The 20772-nt window shown below is 42.1% G+C and carries 17 protein-coding genes; 3 read left to right on the forward strand and 14 right to left on the reverse strand.

Annotated features, from left to right (window positions below; translation table 11 throughout):
* Nucleotides 1-33: 33 nt before the first annotated feature.
* Together HQN88_RS04335 and HQN88_RS04340 are read right to left on the reverse strand one after the other, a co-directional pair.
* On the reverse strand, nucleotides 34-1683 hold the full coding sequence (locus tag HQN88_RS04335; protein ID WP_173109016.1) for an AraC family transcriptional regulator: 1650 nt from the start codon (nucleotides 1681-1683) through the stop codon (nucleotides 34-36).
* Between the two features lie 111 nt (nucleotides 1684-1794).
* A complete protein-coding gene (locus tag HQN88_RS04340) occupies nucleotides 1795-2811 on the reverse strand; it encodes an ABC transporter substrate-binding protein (RefSeq protein ID WP_173109017.1) in 1017 nt (338 codons plus the stop codon).
* 488 nt (nucleotides 2812-3299) lie between these two features.
* Here HQN88_RS04340 and HQN88_RS04345 point away from each other — a divergent pair, with 488 nt between their 5' ends.
* Nucleotides 3300-4514, forward strand: coding sequence for a bacillibactin exporter BcbE (locus tag HQN88_RS04345; RefSeq protein ID WP_337995221.1), 1215 nt, complete (start codon nucleotides 3300-3302; stop codon nucleotides 4512-4514).
* A 63-nt stretch (nucleotides 4515-4577) separates the two neighbouring features.
* Here the strand turns inward: HQN88_RS04345 and metG are convergent, their stop codons facing one another.
* From metG to desA, 4 genes are all read right to left on the reverse strand, one after another.
* Nucleotides 4578-6203: a methionine--tRNA ligase gene (gene metG / locus HQN88_RS04350; protein ID WP_173109019.1), complete on the reverse strand. Its 1626-nt coding sequence runs from the start codon at nucleotides 6201-6203 to the stop codon at nucleotides 4578-4580.
* A 415-nt stretch (nucleotides 6204-6618) separates the two neighbouring features.
* The gene (locus HQN88_RS04355) at nucleotides 6619-7218 is read right to left on the reverse strand and encodes a response regulator transcription factor (protein ID WP_056625596.1); all 600 of its coding nucleotides are present in this window, start codon (nucleotides 7216-7218) and stop codon (nucleotides 6619-6621) included.
* Complete coding sequence (locus tag HQN88_RS04360) at nucleotides 7215-8351, reverse strand: sensor histidine kinase (RefSeq protein WP_173109020.1); 1137 nt, start codon at nucleotides 8349-8351, stop codon at nucleotides 7215-7217. Before HQN88_RS04360 ends, HQN88_RS04355 begins: the two co-directional genes overlap by 4 nt.
* A gap of 69 nt (nucleotides 8352-8420) precedes the next feature.
* A complete protein-coding gene (gene desA, locus HQN88_RS04365) occupies nucleotides 8421-9491 on the reverse strand; it encodes a Delta(5) desaturase DesA (protein ID WP_173109021.1) in 1071 nt (356 codons plus the stop codon).
* Nucleotides 9492-9810: 319 nt separating this feature from the next.
* On the opposite strand from desA, the gene HQN88_RS04370 reads away from it, so the two are divergent.
* On the forward strand, nucleotides 9811-10011 hold the full coding sequence (locus HQN88_RS04370; RefSeq protein WP_056625586.1) for a cold-shock protein: 201 nt from the start codon (nucleotides 9811-9813) through the stop codon (nucleotides 10009-10011).
* A gap of 68 nt (nucleotides 10012-10079) precedes the next feature.
* Nucleotides 10080-10310: a cold-shock protein gene (locus HQN88_RS04375; protein WP_173109022.1), complete on the forward strand. Its 231-nt coding sequence runs from the start codon at nucleotides 10080-10082 to the stop codon at nucleotides 10308-10310.
* Between the two features lie 58 nt (nucleotides 10311-10368).
* Here the strand turns inward: HQN88_RS04375 and HQN88_RS04380 are convergent, their stop codons facing one another.
* The 8 genes from HQN88_RS04380 to HQN88_RS04415 form a co-directional block, all read right to left on the reverse strand.
* Nucleotides 10369-11244 carry a DUF4846 domain-containing protein gene (locus tag HQN88_RS04380; RefSeq protein ID WP_173109023.1) on the reverse strand — a complete coding sequence of 292 codons (876 nt, stop codon included), beginning with the start codon at nucleotides 11242-11244 and terminating at the stop codon, nucleotides 10369-10371.
* A 161-nt stretch (nucleotides 11245-11405) separates the two neighbouring features.
* Complete coding sequence (locus tag HQN88_RS38735) at nucleotides 11406-13592, reverse strand: family 78 glycoside hydrolase catalytic domain (RefSeq protein ID WP_173109024.1); 2187 nt, start codon at nucleotides 13590-13592, stop codon at nucleotides 11406-11408.
* 96 nt (nucleotides 13593-13688) lie between these two features.
* A complete protein-coding gene (locus HQN88_RS04390; protein ID WP_173109025.1) occupies nucleotides 13689-14588 on the reverse strand; it encodes an aminoglycoside phosphotransferase family protein in 900 nt (299 codons plus the stop codon).
* A gap of 496 nt (nucleotides 14589-15084) precedes the next feature.
* On the reverse strand, nucleotides 15085-16344 hold the full coding sequence (locus HQN88_RS04395) for an MFS transporter (RefSeq protein ID WP_173109026.1): 1260 nt from the start codon (nucleotides 16342-16344) through the stop codon (nucleotides 15085-15087).
* 154 nt (nucleotides 16345-16498) lie between these two features.
* Entirely contained in the window at nucleotides 16499-16972 is a 474-nt protein-coding gene (locus tag HQN88_RS04400) for a MarR family transcriptional regulator (RefSeq protein ID WP_173109027.1), read from the reverse strand.
* A gap of 134 nt (nucleotides 16973-17106) precedes the next feature.
* Entirely contained in the window at nucleotides 17107-17994 is an 888-nt protein-coding gene (locus HQN88_RS04405) for a carbohydrate ABC transporter permease (protein ID WP_173109028.1), read from the reverse strand.
* Nucleotides 17995-18009: 15 nt separating this feature from the next.
* Nucleotides 18010-18900, reverse strand: a complete 891-nt coding sequence (locus HQN88_RS04410; RefSeq protein ID WP_173109029.1) for an ABC transporter permease — start codon at nucleotides 18898-18900, stop codon at nucleotides 18010-18012.
* Nucleotides 18901-18986: 86 nt separating this feature from the next.
* Complete coding sequence (locus HQN88_RS04415) at nucleotides 18987-20738, reverse strand: extracellular solute-binding protein (RefSeq protein WP_246320042.1); 1752 nt, start codon at nucleotides 20736-20738, stop codon at nucleotides 18987-18989.
* Nucleotides 20739-20772 lie beyond the last annotated feature (34 nt).

The raw sequence follows: 20772 nt of genomic DNA on the forward strand, positions 1-20772 counted from the left end.
CTATTGACGGCATCTGATGCATATTGCCTGTGCCTAACCCTCATCTAGTAAGGAAGTTCCAATCGCTTCAAGATGAGCATCTAGCGTAATCGGATTATAATTGGCCAACGACAAATCGATAAAACGAACCCGCCCAGCTTGAACAGCGGGAAGTGCCAACCAGGCTTCGTCTTCCAATAACTGCCGAACCCGCGCAGCATCGGGGCCAAATGCGGGTACAGCCATAAAGATGCGATCAGCGGAATACGCATGGATGGATTCAAGCGAAATGCGTTTCCATTTCATTTGTGAATCGTTAGCTATTAATTCACGAACTCGATCTGGCGGTTCGAACCCTAAGCCGCTATAAAGCGTATGACCAAAATGATGCCCTGTATAAACAAACAGCCCATGGTGATAGACGAACGCGACTGCCGTCTCCTTGTGCCCAATACGATTTTTAAGGATTCGCTGCCAATACTCAGATCGGTTCGCATACCCGGTAATCCATTCAACTGCTGCATGCTCTTTTCCAAATAAAGCACCCATTTTGCGCATTCGGACAATGATATTGTCCTTCCAATTGATATCCAGCGATGTGGCGATCCGCCGAAACTCGCTTACTAGCGCTGGAGGCGTATAACTCGGGTAGAGAATTAAATCAGGCTTAAGAGCCATTACTTCCTCGATATTAATAGGTTCATTTAAGGAATGAATGCCCTCTGAATGAGTTTCAAGCAATTGATGTATGCTGCTATTTGCGGCAACAGGACGTATACCAAGTGATAACAATTCGCCCAGATACTGAATGCATACGATTCGCGGCGGCTTGGCCCCCTGCTCTTTGAATTGATTTGGCGAAATTCCCGTCAATTTTTTAAACCGTCGACTATAATAAAACTCATCATGAAATCCAACTCTTCCCGCGATATCACGAAGACGTGCAGCTGGATTCACAGCTAGCAGTTGTTTGGAAAGCACAATGCGCAGGGTAGTCAAGTAGTCCATTGGGGTTTGTCCGGTAAGGGTTTTAAATACTTGGCCATAGTGCCATCGGGTCATATGCGCATCGAGAGCCAATGAGCCGATTAAAATAGGTTCGTTATAATGCTCATGAATGTAGGAGATGGAATGTTCAACGGAGGCTTCATCCTCATACCGCTCCTCGCGGCTCCACTGGTTCTGAATATCCTCGATCTTCCAGCGTTCTTCTGTTTCCATAGAAGAATGTTCTTTCCATAATTGCAGCATCAATTGCTGAAATAAAATATGACTTTGCAGCGCTTGCATGCCATCCTCCGCATTATGTTCCATCAATCGCTTCAGTTTTCTTTGCAAGGAATCCAGTCCATCGAAGCTGAATTCTATCGTTTCTTGGGGACAACCCCAGGAATCATTTTTGGACTGATAATGCAGAAGGAATAATTCAAAACTAGGCCCCCCTTGAATGTCTACTTGCACGTTATAACCTGGTGGCAGCATCAGACAACTTCCTGCGAAACCGTCATAGATCCGACCTTGGATTTGAAAGCTGGCTTTGCCTTGTGTAACCACTATAAGTACACAGAATTCCAGCTCAAATGAAAAGCTTGCTAGGCTATCAGGCAGCGTGTCATCCTCATCCACTTTCCACTTTCGAATTTCCTGCAATATATACATAGGCGGCGGAGTAAAGTTCTTGGAATGTTTAGAATGCAGCTTCAACGCCTCCGTAATTGAGAATGAATATCATTTATATGCTAGTATAAAAGATTTCAGCCAAAAAAAGAAGCCATCTTTGCGTCTATAACGCTAAAGTTGACTTCTTTTTCACGATTATTCTTTTAACGCTTTAGGCATTTCATCCAACAGCCAATTTAATGTTAGCGGATCGTTCAGTGCCCATCGCGTACCGACGATATGGGCTTTTCCGTTTTTTACCGCGGGAACGTTCTTCCAAATTGGGCTGCTGAGGAGTTCATCCATTTCTGGGACTGTTTTTCCATCCATCTTCGCAGATACAATAAAAATATGATCAGCAGCATATTCAGGCAGTACTTCCAGCGAGATTTCCTTCCATAAGACATTCGGATCATTAGCAAATAATTGCTTAACCTTGTCAGGCTGTTTAAATCCTAGTGCATCGTACATCGTTGGCCCCAATCGCTGAGTTCCATAGACATACAGTTTCTTATCAGAGTGAAGGACGAATGCAGTCGCTGTCACACCATCTTTCACGAATGCTCCAACCTCTTCCTTCTTCTGTTTTACCTTCGCATCATAGGCACTTACCCATTTGCTCGCTGCATCTTGCACCCCTGCTACATCCCCTAATTTCTTTAAACGAGTGAAGGCATCTTCGCTATAATTCATGACTACCGTAGGTGCGATTTTGGAAACAGCATCGACGACTTTTTGATCCAGAAAATTCGGTAAAATAATAAGATCAGGATCCAAGGATACGAGCTTTTCCGCATTCGGATTGACGCCATCTCCACCGATATCGGAGATCCCCGACAGCTGCTCCAGAGATAATGAAAGCTTGGCATTTTGGAAGTTCGTGCCAATAAGTGGTACGTTGAGAGCAACCATTTCCGCAGCAAAATAATGTGCTACGATCCGAGTAGGATGTGCAGGGATTTCAACCTCTCTGGAAACTGCATCTTTATAAACCCTGATGGAACTCTTTGAAGCTTTATCCGCTGGAGCTGCAGATGTTGTTGACGCGGGTGTTGCCGATACGGTTTCATTCGATAGCGTAGTCCCTGCATTTCCACAACCTGAAAGGATTGACAACATAAGGACTAGCAATAATGAAGAACAGGCAGATTTGTAAAAAATTCGTTTTAACATAAAGACCTCCGTTTGATAATCATTCTCAATCACGTTTTCATTCTAATCCCTCCTCAAAAGTAAATCCATGGACATTTGTTGTTAATTTTCAGACAGATTTTGCGCATGACAGTCGTCTCGTTTGATCATTTAATAATTGGTACAAAGTGACTGCTTATATTGCTCCATATATGCGTACACTATTTTTGTTTGCAACTTCTTCAGATAGGTGGCTTAGATGATGACAACAACTGACCAACAACAAGAAAACCACGCCAAAGACCAACGAGATAACAAACCTAATCATGGTAAAAGCAGGAAAAAGAAGAAATAGTGAGTGTATATGTTGAAACTAACAGGCCCGGGGGATCCTCGGGCTTTCGCTTTTGTCCAATCCATTATTCTTTAAATGCCAACTGGATTAATGGGATTAATTCGATCACAATTGCGTAAATTAATGCAAGAGGTGATATCGTGCGTTTCATATGGCAAGGTCTAGGTACAAGATTTTGAAAACAAATAAGTGGAGTCTGCTTTCAATTGCGTCTATTCCATTGATTATGACGTTAGGAAATTCTATGCTTATTCCCGTTTTACCATCTATTCGTAACAAATTACAAATAACTTCTTTCCAAGTGAGCTTATTAATTACCGTTTACTCTGCCGTGGCTATCATTCTTATACCGATTGCGGGATACTTGTCGGATCGCTTCGGCAGGAAGATCATTATTATCCCCAGTTTACTCATAACTGGCATTGGTGGTTTGATTTCTGGATTAGCCGCTTGGTGGCTGGAACACCCCTATATAGTTATTATACTTGGTCGAGCTTTACAAGGTGTAGGAGCGGCGGGAGCTTTCCCTATTGTGTTGCCACTGGTTGGTGACATTTATAACAATGAAAGCGAAGTTAGTAAAAGCTTGGGGATTGTAGAAACGGCGAACACGCTAGGCAAGGTTCTGAGTCCTATTCTAGGGTCCGTTTTGGCTTTCGTGGTGTGGTTTCTCCCCTTTCTCACCATTCCCGTGTTGTGTGTGGCGTCTACCCTATTAGTTGCCTTTCTGGTTAAATCACCCACGAAGAAAGATATGAAAGAAGAGAAGATTACGTTCAAGGGGTTTCTTCAAAATTTAAAGCAAATATTTGCGAACAATGGCCGCTGGTTAACAGCTATTTTTGCTATTGGTTGCATCTGTATGTTTGTTATTTTTGGAACGCTGTTTTATTTATCAGACACACTCGAAGACAAATATCAGATTAAAGGCATATGGAAAGGTTGTGTGATTGCCATCCCTTCGGCAGCGCTATGCCTTGCATCCTTTCTAACAGGTAAAAAAATTGGTGAAAACAAAAAATTAATGAAGTGGATCACGCTTAGTGGAGTTGCCATGGTAACAGCAGCGCTTGTTGTTTCTGGCATGGTTCAATCCTTATATGGGTTGATTACTTTAGTTAGTGTTGCCGGTATAGGTATTGGTGTCACACTCCCGTGCTTAGATGCCATGATAACGGAAGGAATTGATAAAGCAGAACGAGGCACAATAACTTCCATCTATAGCTCAATGAGATTCATAGGCGTTGCAGTGGGCCCTCCACTGGCTTCCGTTCTAATGAAAATATCACCACAAAGTATGTTCTATACCATCTCAAGTACTTGTGTAGTTGCTGCGCTTCTTGCTTTATTCGCTATTAAGCCTAGTAAAGAAGATAAACCAACAAAGTAAAAAAAAGCGATCCTAATAAATAAAGCCCAGTAAATGGGCTTTATTTTGAGTTCAACTTGTCAATCAATTGCGCTTAAGTCGTTGTACCTCCTCTTCGATTCGGCTAACATCAATCCGTTGGAATAAGACTTCAACAGGGGTTAACTCTCTTCCAGCGGGACACTCAACATATGCCCAAGTAGGAGCAGACAGGCCTAGAAAGCCCCTAATCTTTTTACAGGAAAAAGGTACAAATGGTTCTAAAAGATTAGCCAGATTTGCAATAATTTGAACACATGTATGAAGCGTAACGTGACAGGAGTCCGCATTTTCTTTAATTTGATTCCAAGGTTTTTGTTCATCCACATATTTATTACAGCTACGAACGAACGCAAATATGTTCTCCAACGCTTCTTTTAGCTTCCCTACTTCAATAAGTTCCCCACAACGAATATACAGTTCTTCAATTTGTTGTTTAATGTTACTATCAATCACACCATGGGGGATTTTACCTTCATAAAATTTTCCAATAAATACTAAACTCCGATTGACAAAATTCCCAAATGCCCCAAGTAATTCGCCATTATGACTATAAATAAATTCCCTCCAAGAGAAATCCGTATCCCGGTTTTCTGGTCCATTAGCAATAAGGAAATATCGTATTGAATCCGCCTCATACCTTTGTAAAAGATAGGGAACCCATACTGCCCAGTCTCGACTTGTTGAGAACTTTCTACCTTCTAGGTTGAGAAATTCGCTAGAAACGATATGATCTGGCAGGTGTAAATTTTTCAAACCCAGTAGAATAGCTGGCCATATTAAAGTATGAAAAGGGATATTATCCTTCCCATGAATATAGTAGGCTTTTACACCATCTTTGGACCAAAACTTCTCCCACGCTTCTCCGCGCTGATTGGCCCACTGCTGACTGGCAGACAGATATCCGGTGACCGCCTCAACCCACACATATATTTTTTTCCCATCAAAACCTTCCAGGGGTACATCAACTCCCCAATCTAAATCTCGAGTAGCAGCTCGATCTTGCAACCCTTCTCTTAAATAACGCCTTGATAGTCCAATGGCGTTTTCCCTCCACCCATCTGCTTGATCAACAAAGTTTTCTAGCTCATTTTGAAATTTCGACAGCGCCAGGAAATAATGATCAGAAAGCTTTGACGTAGGACAACCTCTACATAACTTACATGAACGATTATGCAATTCCAACGGATCCAATAATGCGGAACAAACGTCACATTGATCACCTCTAGCTGCACTGCCACAGCGCGGGCAGTTCCCTTCAACATAACGATCTGGCAGAAAACGATCGCAATCGTTACAGTACGTTTGTTCAACTGCTTTTTGATACAGAACACCATTATCCAGTAGTTGCTTAAAAACCTCTTGCACAACTTCGTGATGAAATGGATGATCCGTTCGCGTATAAAGGTCGTAGGAAAACCCCATTTGATGGAAACAATCTACAAACTCATTATGATATTTGTCGGTAATTATTTTAGGGGAAACCCCTTCTGTGTTAGCTTGAATTGAAATAGGTGTTCCATGACAATCACTTCCTGATACATAAAGTACCTCATCTCCCTTTAGCCGATAATACCGCGCAATCACGTCACCTGGTAGTAAACTTGCTAACCTTCCTAAGTGTAGTGATCCATTTGCGTAGGGCCACGCTCCGCCAATAAATATGCTCATTTTCAAACTCCTCCCTTGTTTATAATTCTAGAAAAACAAAAAAAGCCTTCGTCCTCAAAAGGACGAAAGCTGTCGCTCACGTGTTTCCACCTCAATTTACCGATCCCTCACGGAAGCCGGCCTCTACAAGTACGTCACCCTATGAGGTGATTATACCCTGGCACGTTAACGGGTGCACCCGGTGGGGCCTACTACCTCACTAAGAGGGTTTGATGCACAGCTCTGAGACCATGTTCGTCAGACGTCTCTTTACTCCTTTTCACCTACCGGAGCTCTCTGTTAAAAGAACGGGGTCCAACTACTCTTTCTCGTCATCGCCTTATTCATATTCCTTATATAGCCAATTATAAATAGATATATTCCCAAAAATCAAACTAATGTTCAATTATAAAAAGATTTTACTTTTCTCGGAAGGCTATTTGAACCATCCCTTCTCTTTGAAACGCATAATAGCCTCAATTCGATTACTGACATTGAGCTTATCAAGAATAACGGAAATATAGTTGCGAACGGTGCCCCTTGTTATATACATATGATCCGCGATTTCTTTCGTATTTTTACCGTCGGCAATCAGGTTCAATACTTCTTTCTCTCGCTCGGTCAGAGGATTTTCTTCATTATATGTCTCATCTACCAGCTCTGAGGCATAGATTCGTCTGCCAGCCATCACACTCCGGATCGAGGTAGCTAGTTCCTCGCTGGGGCTATCTTTCAACAAATAACCGTTGGCACCTGCCTTCACGGCCCTTTCAAAATAACCGTAACGGGCAAATGTGGTCAAAATAATGACTTTGCAACCCAATCCCTTGAGTTCCTCTGCGGCATCTAAACCGTTCATGATGGGCATCTCGATATCCATAACACAAATATCTGGCTTATGCAGTTTAACCAGTTTCACAGCATCCTCGCCATTGCTTGCTTTACCAACGACCTGCATATCCTCCTCCAAATCAAGTAAGGAAGCAAGCGCACCCAGCAGCATCCGTTGGTCCTCGGCAATCACAATTCGGATCATATCCTCACCTCCCTTTCTGGTGGTATGATGGCATTCGGCACTTTAATTACAATGGTTGTTCCATTGTCGGAGACAATTTCCATACACCCGTTTACAAACTCAAGTCGCTCTTTCATGCCCCGCAATCCGTTTCCAAGTAATACAAGACATTCCTTCGACATGCCGACTCCATTATCCCCGACCTTGATCACGAGGTCGCTTGGTGATGGCTGAATGGATATCGCACACGTAGTAGCACTGCTATGTTTGATAATGTTCGTAATCGATTCCTTTAAACACATGCTCAACACATTTTCGTTTATAAGAGACGTGTTAGTTAACTTCGGATCTCCCTCCACAATGAGGTCGATCTCAGCAGCTTTCAAAATCTGCTTGATTCGAAACATTTCTTCAACTAGTCTCGTCCCGCGCATTTGCGTTACGATTTCCCGAACTTCCTTTAACGCAATCCTAGCAGTCTGACGAACATCATTGATTTCAATTTGTGCTTGCGCTGGATTTTTGCTAATTAATTTCCCTGCCAAATCACTCTTCAAACCAATTAATGAGAGCTTCTGACCAAGTGTATCGTGTAAGTCACGGGCGATTCTTTGACGCTCTTCTAGCTTTACCAACTCGGAAATCCGCTTATTTGCATCCTCTAGCTGCCCTTGTAGTTTTTCACTTCTATTCTTGTTGAACGTCGTGACAGGAATGAGGATAATGGCAATTACACAAATGATGATAAAGGGCAATTGGGTAAAATACACCGGATTTTGCGATACCAATCCATAGTTAACCGTTGCAATCGTGGTAACTAGATGTATGCAGTACAACGTAATAAATCCTGCTCGACTTTTCATGGTACCAATAAAAAAAGCTAAAAACAGCGAGAAATACACATAGCTGAAGGCGATACCCATGATAATCGAAATAACAATTTGTACGCTAGTCCAGAAGTACACAATCCAACCTTTAGATACGAAGGACAGTACATAGCAACTAAAGAATACCATAATCATGATTGTGCCTAATACAATGTGGTAGGTCGTTGAAGAACGAAATATGAAATAAAAAGGTAGGATATAAAAGACAACCCACACATACGGACTAATGCCGGTGTTTTTATGAAAAATTTGATACCACTTTTGCATAGTCCGTTTAGCCTCTTTTTCTCCAACATAGATTTAATTATATTCTAGCATAAACATGAAACGATGTATTTATTGCCCTTGAAAACTTGACTTACGAACTTCTACCTTTATTTTGGCAGCTGCAGAATCATTCTCATTTTCCTTAAGGTTTACCTGTTTATTATTTTTATAACCGACAAATGTTTTGTTACGCTCATCCCATAGTTTAAAACTTAGCGACTTCAAACTAGTACCGATTGTAATCGTCGTTGCTTTTTGAAGGGGAGGTGTTGCATTATGTGCTTTTTCCAGATTATAATTTGGTACTTTCGGACTCAAATGGTGAACATGGTGAAACCCAATATTGCCAGTAATCCATTGCAAGAGTTTAGGCAACTTATAATAGGAGCTTCCTTCTACCGCGGCTTTCACATAACTCCACTCATCTTCCTTCTCGAAGTAGGAGTCTTCAAACTGATGTTGCACATAAAATAACCAGATTCCCATCAAGCCTGCTACGAACATGATTGGTGCTTGGATAAGAACAAACGACTGCCATCCAACCATCCAGATCAGCAACCCATACAGAGCAAGAATGGAGACATTTGTCATATACGTACTAATACGTTCCTTGCGTCTTGCGCCTTTCGTATTAAAGCGATTCGTAAATAGAAACAAAAAGATTGGACCAAGTCCGAACATAATGAATGGATTCCGATATAACCGATAAGCCATTCGAACCCAAATGGAAGATGCCGCATACTCGTCTACGGTAAGTACCCACATATCACCTATCCCACGTTTCTCAAGGTTAGAGCTCGTTGCATGATGGATAGAATGACTATTCTTCCATTGCTGATAGGGAAAAAGTGTAAGAATACCCGTAATCGTTCCTACGATTTCATTGGCTCTACGGCTTTTGAAGAACGATTGATGACAACAATCATGGAAAATGATAAAAGTTCGTATAACAAATCCGGAAGCGATAATCGTAATGGGCAATGTCATCCAATAGGATATCGATAGGCTTAGATACGCAGCTACCCATAGAAGGAATAAAGGTCCTAAGGTATTTAGCAGCTGTTTGGTACTAGCCCTCGTATTTGATTTTTCGTAAGGGGCAACCTGTTTTTTTAAGTTAGTTAGCGTGGATTGTGTCATCGTATAGTTCCTCCTCGATATGGTGCGCCGAACATGTAAGCGAGTATCAGTGGTAATATCCTATCTTCATTATAGATATCGCTTTCAATTCGTTGCAGTCATAAACATCATGTAGACGGTATGATAAATGTCATATAGGGAATGGAAAACTTTACAAATTTGCTTATCACACGGTTGTGTGCTAGTATTACGTTATAAACAGCTTTGACATAAACTCACATATTGAAAAAGTGATCATTTGTGTAATGGTACCTTTTTCAATGTGTGATTTTTTTTGTTTAAAAAAGCATGTTAATAACAATTTGGAGGTAATTATATTATGGAAACAGGAACAGTGAAATGGTTTAACGCAGAGAAAGGCTTTGGATTTATTGAAATGGAAGGCGGAAATGACGTATTCGTTCATTTCTCCGCTATTCAAGGAGATGGATTCAAATCGTTGGACGAAGGACAACGCGTAGAATTTAATGTAGCTCAAGGCAACCGCGGTCCTCAAGCTGAAAATGTTGTAAAACTGTAATTCACAGTGAACGAACTGTCCTTAACTAGTGTTAAGGGCAGTTTTTTTAATCTAAGGAGGAGAAAACGATGTATTTTCAAAGAAAATCACTAGAAGATCTCATTCAGGAAAACACGAAAGTCTGGGCATGTAATAATGAAGATTGCAAAGGGTGGATTCGGGACAATTTTTCTTTTGAATACGTACCCACTTGCCACCAGTGCCTTTCTCCCATGATTAGTAGCTTGAAAATGCTCCCGGTAATTGCTAACTCCAATAAAAATATGAAATCTCTTCATAAAGGCAGATTGATCTCCTGATCAACCAGTACGAAATAACAAAAAAAGAGAAGATCCTACTGGACCTTCTCCCTTGGCATTAATCTGTAAACCTATACAGTTGTTCTCTTGTAAATGTCCATTCTGGGGAATTCAATTTTCCTTCAAACGCAGTTGTATACCACGGATTCCCCTCCCCGTTATTCATATTCTCCAGGATATGTATGTCTTGCGCTGGCGTGTAGCCTTGAGCTAATAGAAAGAGCTTTTCACCAGTTTTGGGGTTCTGAGCCATATCCAATACCACAATTGCATGTCCAGGCGAGCCCCCTTCCAGAAACACATCTCCAGCCTGCATCTCTGAAATCGGCACGTGCTTCATTTCCTTCGACAAGGACAACGTTCCCGCATACGCAAAAACCATGTAAAGATAACTGCGAAACACATCGTAACTGTTAGAGGCCGATCCCCGCTTGGTCCATGAGACCTTGTTACCGGAAACTTCAATTCGATTGCCTTTCCTCCACGTTGCGTAATCAGCTTTAAAGCCATTTGTAAAATTGAAGTGAATCTTATCATAGTTGCCACTGCCATACAGGTATTCCGCTCGCAGTCTCATAACCGCATCGGCGCACTGCTGCAGATCCCGCTCACCTACATCCACATCGAGCACAGCTTCGTAAACCTCTTTAGCTTTTAGCTCCCCATTAAACAAATGAACCTTAGAGCCATGGGGCTTCAATGGTAGATTTCGCAAGTAATGCCCATATGAGCCATCCGCTACAGGAACCCTTTCATAACCTTTCGGAACGGCTATTCGGTCTATGACATTTGTTCCTTCGGCATGAATCAGTTGTTGTTTGTGGGATTTGGTTCCAGAAACAGCATCCGCGATTGTCGACCGCCCCTCCCCTGCGGCTGAGCAAGAACTAAGCAGCAGCGCTGAAAGAGCAGTAACTGTTAGCCATTTACTCATAATACGAATCCTACAACTTCACCATCCTGTATCTCTTGTATAATTATTTTACACATATCTTCAGCTCCCCTTCTCCGTTTAGCTCTTCTAAACTTTGTTAGGTAATAATACATCAGCCGGCAAATAGTTCTAACCTATTTCCCAATATACATTTAAATTTATCAACGTATGACAGGGATACCCGGTGGGAAGCTTTCGGTCCATTCCCCGTTCTCATATCGGAGTTGAATCGTTCCAGTTGGAACGTTCAGCTGCAGTGTAAATGACGTCCAGCTTGCAGGAAGCTTCGGACAAAACGCAATCTCTTGCCACCCCGGCTTCGCTGGCTTTAGACCTATAATATCCTCGATCAGCAGAGGAACAGGACCGCTTGCCCATGGATGACATAAGCTTGTGTTCCATTTCTGGTCTTTCCCCCATGCTTCAAAGCACGTAGTTGCGCCTTCTTTGATCATATTCCCCCAAGAGTGTTCATCGTCAGCGGAGAGCAAATCATAAATCAACTCATGTTCTTCCACCAACGCAAGTGCCTTCATGACAAAGTAAGAAAAATAAACCCCGCATGCGAAACGCTTGGTGCGAATCATGTCAACAATCGTGGAGACAGCTTGCTGCGGTGCAATATGGAATAGCATAGGAAGTACATTGGCATGCAGGGCATGATGCGTACTCTGCTCCGAATCTCTAAACAAGCCGTTCTTTTCATCATAGAATGCTTCTAAGAAGCTCTTTTTTAATCGCGGCAGCTGATCTTCATAAGTAATCTCGAGCAATTCGCGAATCTCGTTTACCGTACTTACGCAGCCGATATAAAGCGCATTAATGACATTATGGCAGCCAGGACCGACTGGCCTACTTAGTTCAAAATCATAATTGTCGCGCAATCCTTGTGGCCAATCGACCAGATTCCATTTGTCTGTAACACCTTCAAGCAACCCATCCTCACGCTCAAATTGCTCAAAATGTTTCAATAAACCTGCCGCATACGGGTACATCTCTTGAAGGAATGCCATATCACCACTATAACGGTAGTACTGCATCACTTGCATCGGCCACTGTAATGAGAAATCAGCTATTTCCTGCATAAAATGCCCTGGTACAACAGCCATTAGCCCTTCGCATACGAATGAACTACGACCAAATTGTTCAATGGCCTTGCGATAGAGACGCAAATCCCCACTGAGCAGCATGTGGGAGTGACCAATAATCGTGTTGTCACCCAGATATTGCCCCTTCTCTCGGCTTGGACAATCCACGAAATTTTCTTGGGATCCGTATCGCACGCCATTTTTGCAAATGTCAAAAATTTGATTCATCAATTCATCCGAGCTGTGAAGCACGCAGCTTTGCTCATCGAACGGGTAATGCCTAACTACGGCGTGAAAAGAGTCCGGTCTTAGTGCTTCCTCGGGGCCTTTTACTTCTACATAGCGAAACGCCTTGTAATCATACGTTTCAAAAACGTCTAGGTCACCTGATAATGTCCACTGGTCATGATAAAGGCAATTGCAGCGCATGTCGTAACGAACGGCGTTATCTCCAGGCAACAGCTCTTCTCCCGAGAAAATATGTACTTGATCACCTGCAATTCCATGTGCATTCATGGCGAATTGGCCGGTCAACTCGCCCCCGAAGTCGATTAGATAATGACCCGGTGCAAGCCGTTCGACGTGTGTTGGCTGTTTCTTATAAACGGCGAGCAGCGGAGTTGGCTGCTGAACAAATGTATAATCCGTATGCTCCGCAGCTTCTGCCTGTTCCCAATCCGAATCGTCGTAGCCAACTTCTGTCCAACCTCGTTCCGTCTGCCTTGCATCCACATGTTCTGTAAATTGCGTATCATAACCAAATGTCACACCAGGCCGATTGTCATTAATCCTTTTTACTTTCCATGTCCGATCTGTCTTAACCAGTAGATTTTCGCCTGCCCAAAGCTCCGCTATGAGGCCTTGCCGATTGTCGGCGCTATTATAAACGCGATTTAACAGTCCCTGATAATAAACATGAACAGCTATTACATTTTTCCCGACTTTTAAAAACGAACGCACATCTATCCGGTTATAATAATAATGATTCGCATCACTCTGTGCAGGGCCTTGGGCAACGAACTCACCATTGATATACAGTTTGTAGTAATCATCAGCCGTTAATTGAAGCCAGATTTGGTCCTCATTCATCATCTTGTCATCTAACATACATACATTTCTTACATACCAATGGTGATGCTGTAAATCGGGAATATACGGTTCAATGACAACCGTTTCAAGCTCTTTATGGTAGAGATAGGATTTGTCCAAATTTATAAATGCACGATCTGTCAGCCAATCTGCTTGCCACGCTTGTGTCAACTTGACCCTCTCCTCTTCGTGTACACAATACCATCAGAAACCATTATACATGATTTACTTAGAATAAAATTCACAATTGGCAAATTACAGCTACCCTTACAGCTCTACATTTTCATTTAAAAATCTATTGTTTCTAACGATTTTTCGTACGTTCTTCATTGTATCCGGGTATTTGGGCACACCTGCGATTCGATCGAGCAGCAGCCACCTCAGGCAAGCAATCGCTTCGAAGATTTCCAACTCACCAGCATCTACATGAATTTCCTCTTGATATTTGTACAAAAACGTAAGGCTTTTGCTGTCACTTACATAGATGCGCAGAAGCAAACAAGCCCATGACAGATCAAATCTTGGATCTCCTAGTTGCCCGTTCGTCCAGTCAATAACTGTGTATTGTCCATCTTCTTCAAGAATATTGCCTAGATTGAAATCTCCGTGTATGATCCGGTCCATTTTCATATCGGCTGTGTGGACTAGGTAGATTAGATTCTCTTTCATTGCTGGATACGCTTCGATACCGGAGAAAAAATAGTTAATAAAATCATACTTAGGTACTTCCTTCATCATCAATCCATCCGCAGGCAAACGGTGAACGTCAGCTAAAACAGACGTGATCTTCTTAAAAATACTTGGACTCACTTTCGTTACTGGAGTGCCATGATGGCGGGTTAGTAATACTGCATGCCCGTCTTCGGTTTTCCCATAACCAATCGGTTCAGATACACGAATTTTCTGACGTTGAAGTGTTTCCAATAGGCGATATTGACGCTGGACGTCAGGTTTCGAACGTTTGTTCCACACCTTCAGTACATATTGATTCTCTCCGTGTGTGATCTTCGCCACTTCCGCCTCAAGCCCAGGTGAAAGTGGACTAAACGTCAGTTCAGCCATTGAAGTAATCAAGAGATTCAGAGTAGAGGTGCTTTCATGCCACTCTATGCTCGTCCATATATCACTCAATGCTTGCCCCGCTGCTTTATCTTCAAATTGTTTCATATCTCACCTCTGGTGATTTCACTTCTTCCAGATAATTCAACATGTTGCCGAGTAATCCTGCCTGCTACAGAAATGTGATTTTAGAGTTCCTTTCCATACGAAGCAGCATATTCTTTCATTCTATCTGTCAGTTTCTTTCTCATTGAGGTAATGAGAAGTAAACTTCTTATGAACGATACTGGGCTCATCTCTGAAAATTCTTAACCCTTAACAACTACATTAATATAGAGAATAGCTGCAAATAAAGTTGACGTCGTGAATATGAGAATATCACTTTTATCTTTGTTAAGTATCGCTCGAAGAGTACTTAAGAATAACAACATAAAGAAAAAGGATAATAAAGCTAAGGCAATGTCCACTTTATTTCAACCCTCCGTTCCACGTATATGGCATACGAAATAGGACTTATTATCTTGCTATAATAAAATAGGTTCTTCTAGAAAATTGTCGGTTCTTGCCATTTTTCATCGCGTATTTACCAATGTTCAATATTCGATCACAATGTAGGATCCATTCTTCCCGTCAGCGTTCTCTTATACAGAATTGGTATTGCCGCGGCTATAAGGATCATACCCATAAAAGCAGGTGCTGCATGACCAAGTGATACATAGATTTGACCTCCAACGATTGGCCCAATCATCCTTGCTAAAGCCTGAATAGATTGGCTGCCTCCTTGAATTCTTCCTTGCTCACTGGCATTGACAGACTTGGAGAGCATCCCATTGAAGGAAGGCCCAAAGATCGAATCACCAAAACCAAATATAAACATGCCGGCAATTAATAGCGGATAGTATGTGAACAAAGATGATAGTGCAATAAGACTGTAGCCTGCAATTTCCGAAACCATGCCAAGAATGGTAATCTGTTTATCGCTACGTATTTTCAATAACTTTGGCATGATAAAACTTTGGGAAATGATGTCTTGAACGCCCATAATTGAAAACATAAGTCCGATTAGTGCAGGCTTCCAACTGAACGTATCCACCGTAAATTGTGAAAACACAGCCTGTAAGGATCCGTTGGGTATCCAAAGTAAGAACGCTGAGACCAGCAGCCTGTTTAAGTTTTTCGTGGAAAGTATGTTTGCAAGCTGGGTAAATGGATTCAATCTTATAAAGGTAATTTCTTTCAGTCTATTCTTCTTGACAAGGCTTTCTGGCATATAGAAAAATCCATAAACAACATTTAATAACGTTATGAGTGCTCCAACATACATGGGTGCTGCATAACCAAATTTAGCAAGTAATCCGCCTAATGTTGGGCCAATAACGGTGCCAACACCGACCACCGCACTCACCCATCCAAAGTACTTGGTTCTCTGTTCAGGAGGGATGATATCAGCAAAATAGGCGAAAATTGTGCTTATGCTCCCACCAGTTATTCCTTCGATGATGCGCCCAACAAATAATACCCATAGTGCTCCTCCAATACCAAAAATGAAGTAACCGATTGCTGATCCCAAAAGGCAAACTAAGAGTAAAGGACGACGGCCATATTTGTCGCTTAAAGCTCCAAGCACGGGGGCTGCAAAAAACACGCAGAGGGCATATACAGAAGTCAATAGCGTAACAACGATTGCTTGTTCTGCAGGACTACTTGTATAAGGTTTCACTAAGAATGGGACAATAGGTGCTATGATACTGAAGCCTATCCCACAAAGAAACACAGCGATAAGGCCGAATAATAAAGCGTGTTTATTTACGATGGGTTCCTTTTGTTCTTTGTTCTGAGTATTGTGTATTCTAAACATGGACATGGTAGTTCTCTCCTCAAATAGCTACAGTTTTGATTCCTTGGAAACAAACATATCCTACCGCGAATTTGTTTCCTTGTCAACAAAAATTAACTGATAAAAAAGCAGCCCGTTCTCAAAAGAGCCCGGCTGCCTGATCTTTCATTTTTATTAAAAATTATTCCGACTTCAACTCTAACCCCTGTTTCTTTATTTCTGCATCTAAATGACTGCTATACTTTTCCACGAAGTTAAGTATACTGTCAAATTGTTTCTCGGTTACATGCTCAAATACGGCTTTATCCCGCTCTTGAAACTCTTTATGCAGATCGTCATGAATTTTATTTATGGCTTTGCCCTGCTCAGTAAGCTTAAAATAGATTTCTTTCTTATTGTCCGTCTTCTGGTAGCTTTCAATTAGACCTTTTTCTATAAGTTTCTTAGTTAATTTACTTAGAGCACCGCGCGTCATGTAAAAGGACTCTGCAAGCTGCGTCACGTTGGAATCTGGATTTTTTTCAATGTACTCGATGCAATGGACTTCAGAAGATGTATACCCCTTCAGACTGTATTCCATCTTATCCTTGTTAAGCCAAACTAACTTGTGATATAAATCTCTGAAACCCATCATGACTTGATCTTCTTTGCTCATCGCTACTCCTCCCATCCGCACTTACATTACCCTATTATAATAATTTTTGTTTCTGTTTCAACAATAGTAAGGGATTTCGTTGATAAACGCAAAAAAGAGCTTACCGCGAAGCAAGCCCTTCTGCAATCGATCCCCTATTCCTTCACTGCTCCCAACATGATGCCGGATACGAAATATTTTTGCAAAAATGGATACACGATCAGCATCGGCACCATCGCTATGAAGACCTTGGCAGCATTGAGCGTCCTGTTCGATAGTTCAGAAAGCTTCTTGTATTGTTCCGGCGTAAGGTTTGTGCCGACTGGGATGTTGACAACCAACTGCTGGATATAGGTTTGCAGCGGATATTTATCAGAAGTATTCATGAGTACCAAACCATTAAAGAATTCGTTCCAGTGATATACACTGATAAACAGCGCTACTGCCGCTAGTACAGGGATGGAACAAGGTATATAGATCCGAAACAACGTTGCCCAAGGGCCAGCGCCATCTACAATTGCCGCTTCACTGAGGTCTTTAGGAAGATTACGAAAAAAATTCATGATCAAAATAACATTAAAGATCGGGACACCACCACCAAGAACCAGTGCCCAGATGGAGTTGATCAAACCGTAATGTTGAATTGTTAGATACCATGGAATCAGACCGCCATTAAAGACCATGCAAAAAACCAGAATCCACATGAACGTATTGCGTGCTCTAAAATCTTTCTTGGGTCTCGCCAGTGGATAGGCCATCAGCACACTTACAATCATAGAGAATCCAGTTCCTAACACGGTTCGTTGGATCGAAATCCAGAATGAATTCAAGAATAAACTGTCATTGATGATCTCTTTGTAAGAAGCTAATGAGAACCCAATTGGATACAGCGTAACCAATCCTGCGTTTGCAGCTGATTTATCAGATATGGATACACAGAACGTATACCAGAGCGGATAAATGCAGCTAATTAGTAACAAGCCCAGGAGAATCACATTGACAATTTCAAAAGTACGTGATCCTAAAGTCGTATTTCTTACCATGTCAACGCCTCCTTTTTAAAAGACTGTATAGTCGGCATATCTGTACGCCAGACGGTATGAGATAACAATGAGCACAAAGCTGATGACAGACTTGAACAATCCTGCCGTTGTGGCTAATGAGAATTGCAGATTCTGCAAACCCAGTCGATAAACCCAAGTGTCTAAAATATCGCCCGTTGAGTACACTAGCGGATTATAGAGATTGTATACCTGATCGAAACCCGCGTTGAGCACATTGCCGAGACTTAGAACGCCCAACAGCACGACCGTTGTCGTTAGCGCTGGAAGTGTAATATTCCTTATCATTTGCCAACGATTGGCTCCATCGATTGCCGCTGCTTCGTACAGATTCATATTGACCCCTGTCAGTGCTGCGAGATAAATAATGGCATTGTAACCGAACTCTTTCCACACATCCGTGCCGATAACCAACTGACGAAATATACTGGCATCCGCCATAAAAAGTTTGGGATCTCCACCGAACATCTCAATGACTGTATTAACAACGCCATAATAGCCAAAAATGCCGATAACAATCGTCGCCATAATAACCCAAGATAAAAAGTGCGGTAAATAAACGACCGTCTGAACAAACTTTTTGTAACGTAAGTTGGTAAGCTCATTCAACAAAATCGCAAATATCAATGGGATTAGCAAATTGAATACAATTTTGCCCACAGCGATAATAACTGTATTCGTGATGACCGATTTGCTGTCATTCAGTTGAAACATGTATTTGAAATTTTCCAATCCAACCCACTCGGAACCGAAAATGCCCATGCCAGGATTATAATTCTGAAATGCCATCACGATGCCGAACATCGGCACAATACTAAACAAAATAAGCCAAATCATACCTGGAAGCAGCATCAAATAATAATGCTTCTGAAAGCCCATTTTCCTCATAATGGTTGTCCCCCCATCTCAACTGGCATTTTGAGAATTTGCAAAAGGCGTTGAGTCCGCCAACGCCTTTTGCAAGTTTATTTCAGTTATTTTTTGAGGAGATCCGCTACTTCCGCTGTGATTTGATCTCCGCCTTGTGCTTTCCAATCTTTAACAAACTTATCAAAAGAATCGATTGACGCTTGGCCAAGGATGATTTTGAGAACAGTTTCATCCTCCATCTTTTTCAAGTTAGCCCATTTGGTCTCCATTGTCGGTGTTTGGTTATAGGTCACGCTAAACACTTTTTTATTAATCGGGATTGTCGAGAATGAACGGTCACCAATCATGAGTGAGTAGAGACGCTGGAAATCACCGAAGTTTGTCTTATCGAAATTGCTGACATTTAGGTTATCGTATGGCGGTTTAATGACATTTTGTACTTTCTTGGCATCGGCATACATCAGCTTATACAAGCTGTTAGGTACATTGTAATCTTCCGGTTTCTTCTGCCCGTTCAGTACTTTGAGTAGCTCGGTATACTCGTACTCAGTCTCATTGGCAGCCGCCATCACGTTACGCAGCGGATACCAACCCACTGCGACGGATAAATTGAACGTAGCCTCATCGCGAACAAGCGCGTTATTCATAATGAGAATAGCTTTGACGACATCTGGTTTTGCATTTTTACTGATGAGCGTATACGTACTGCCCGTTGTCTTCATGTGGGTGTTCCATTTGCCATCATCCGTATAGACAGGATAGGCTTGCCAATTGGCATTGGGGTCGTTTTTGAAGGAATCGCCATTTCCGTATCCCCCATTCCACCACGGACCAAAGAATATACCCGCCTTGTTCGCATTGATCGGATCCCCTACGTTGTCACGAGTACCAACCTCAGGGTCAATGAGTCCCTTCTTATACCAGTCGGCAAGTAGAGCAAGTGTCTTCTTCGTATTGTCCGTAGTTGTGCCGTAAGTGACCGAGCCATTTCCATTATCCAGCCAATAGCCCGGATATGCATCTAAAGCGCCGAATAACGGATCGAATCCACCCATGTTGTTGGAAGAAACGAGGAACGTCGCGTATGGAAACGTATTCTTGGACGGGCCTGCAATGCCGATTGTCTTATCCCCGCCAAACTTGTTATCAATGAACGCTTTAGCCGTTTTCTCAACGTCTGCAACTGTCTTAGGCACCGGCATATTCAGTTTATCGAGCCAGTCTTTGCGAATCCACATGATGTGAACCCCATCGGTATCAACAGTGATATTGGGAAGCGATGTCATTTTGCCCTTGAAGCTAGCGTTTTCCAACGCGCGTCCTTGTGTACTGGCCATGATTTCTTTTACTTGAGAAGAAGCATACTGATTGAACGAATCGGTGATATCATACAATAATCCCGAACTGGCGGCTTTCGTCATAAAGGAGCGGTCGTCAACGACCATGCCGTCTGGAAGTTTACCCGATGCAATGGATAAGCTAACCTTCTGCTTATAGTCATTACCAGTTGCTGCAGTCCAATCAACAATAATGTTGATGTTGTACTTCTCCTTCAGATAACGGGTGTATTGATTATTACCTACACTGTCACCTTGCGGTAACGTTTTATCTGTCGGATCCACAACCATGCCGATATGAACATCGACGGGAGATGGGAATTTGGCAAATGCAACATCGTCACCAGTTGTTTGTGTAGAACTTGTCGTTGAAGGCGCTTTCACTTCAGGAGTTGAAGAAGCTTTCACATCTGATGTTGATGGCGTGTTCGTTTCCTTTGTTTCATTTGGAGACGTACAAGCAGTCATGCTTGAAACAAGAAATGTCGTCAGGAGTACGCTTACAAGTTTTCTTTTCAACTTAATCCCTCCCTTGTATCTTTTCATCATAATT

Origin of the sequence: Paenibacillus qinlingensis, assembly GCF_013204845.1 — a bacterium.
Taxonomy (GTDB): Bacteria; Bacillota; Bacilli; order Paenibacillales; family NBRC-103111; genus Paenibacillus_E; species Paenibacillus_E qinlingensis.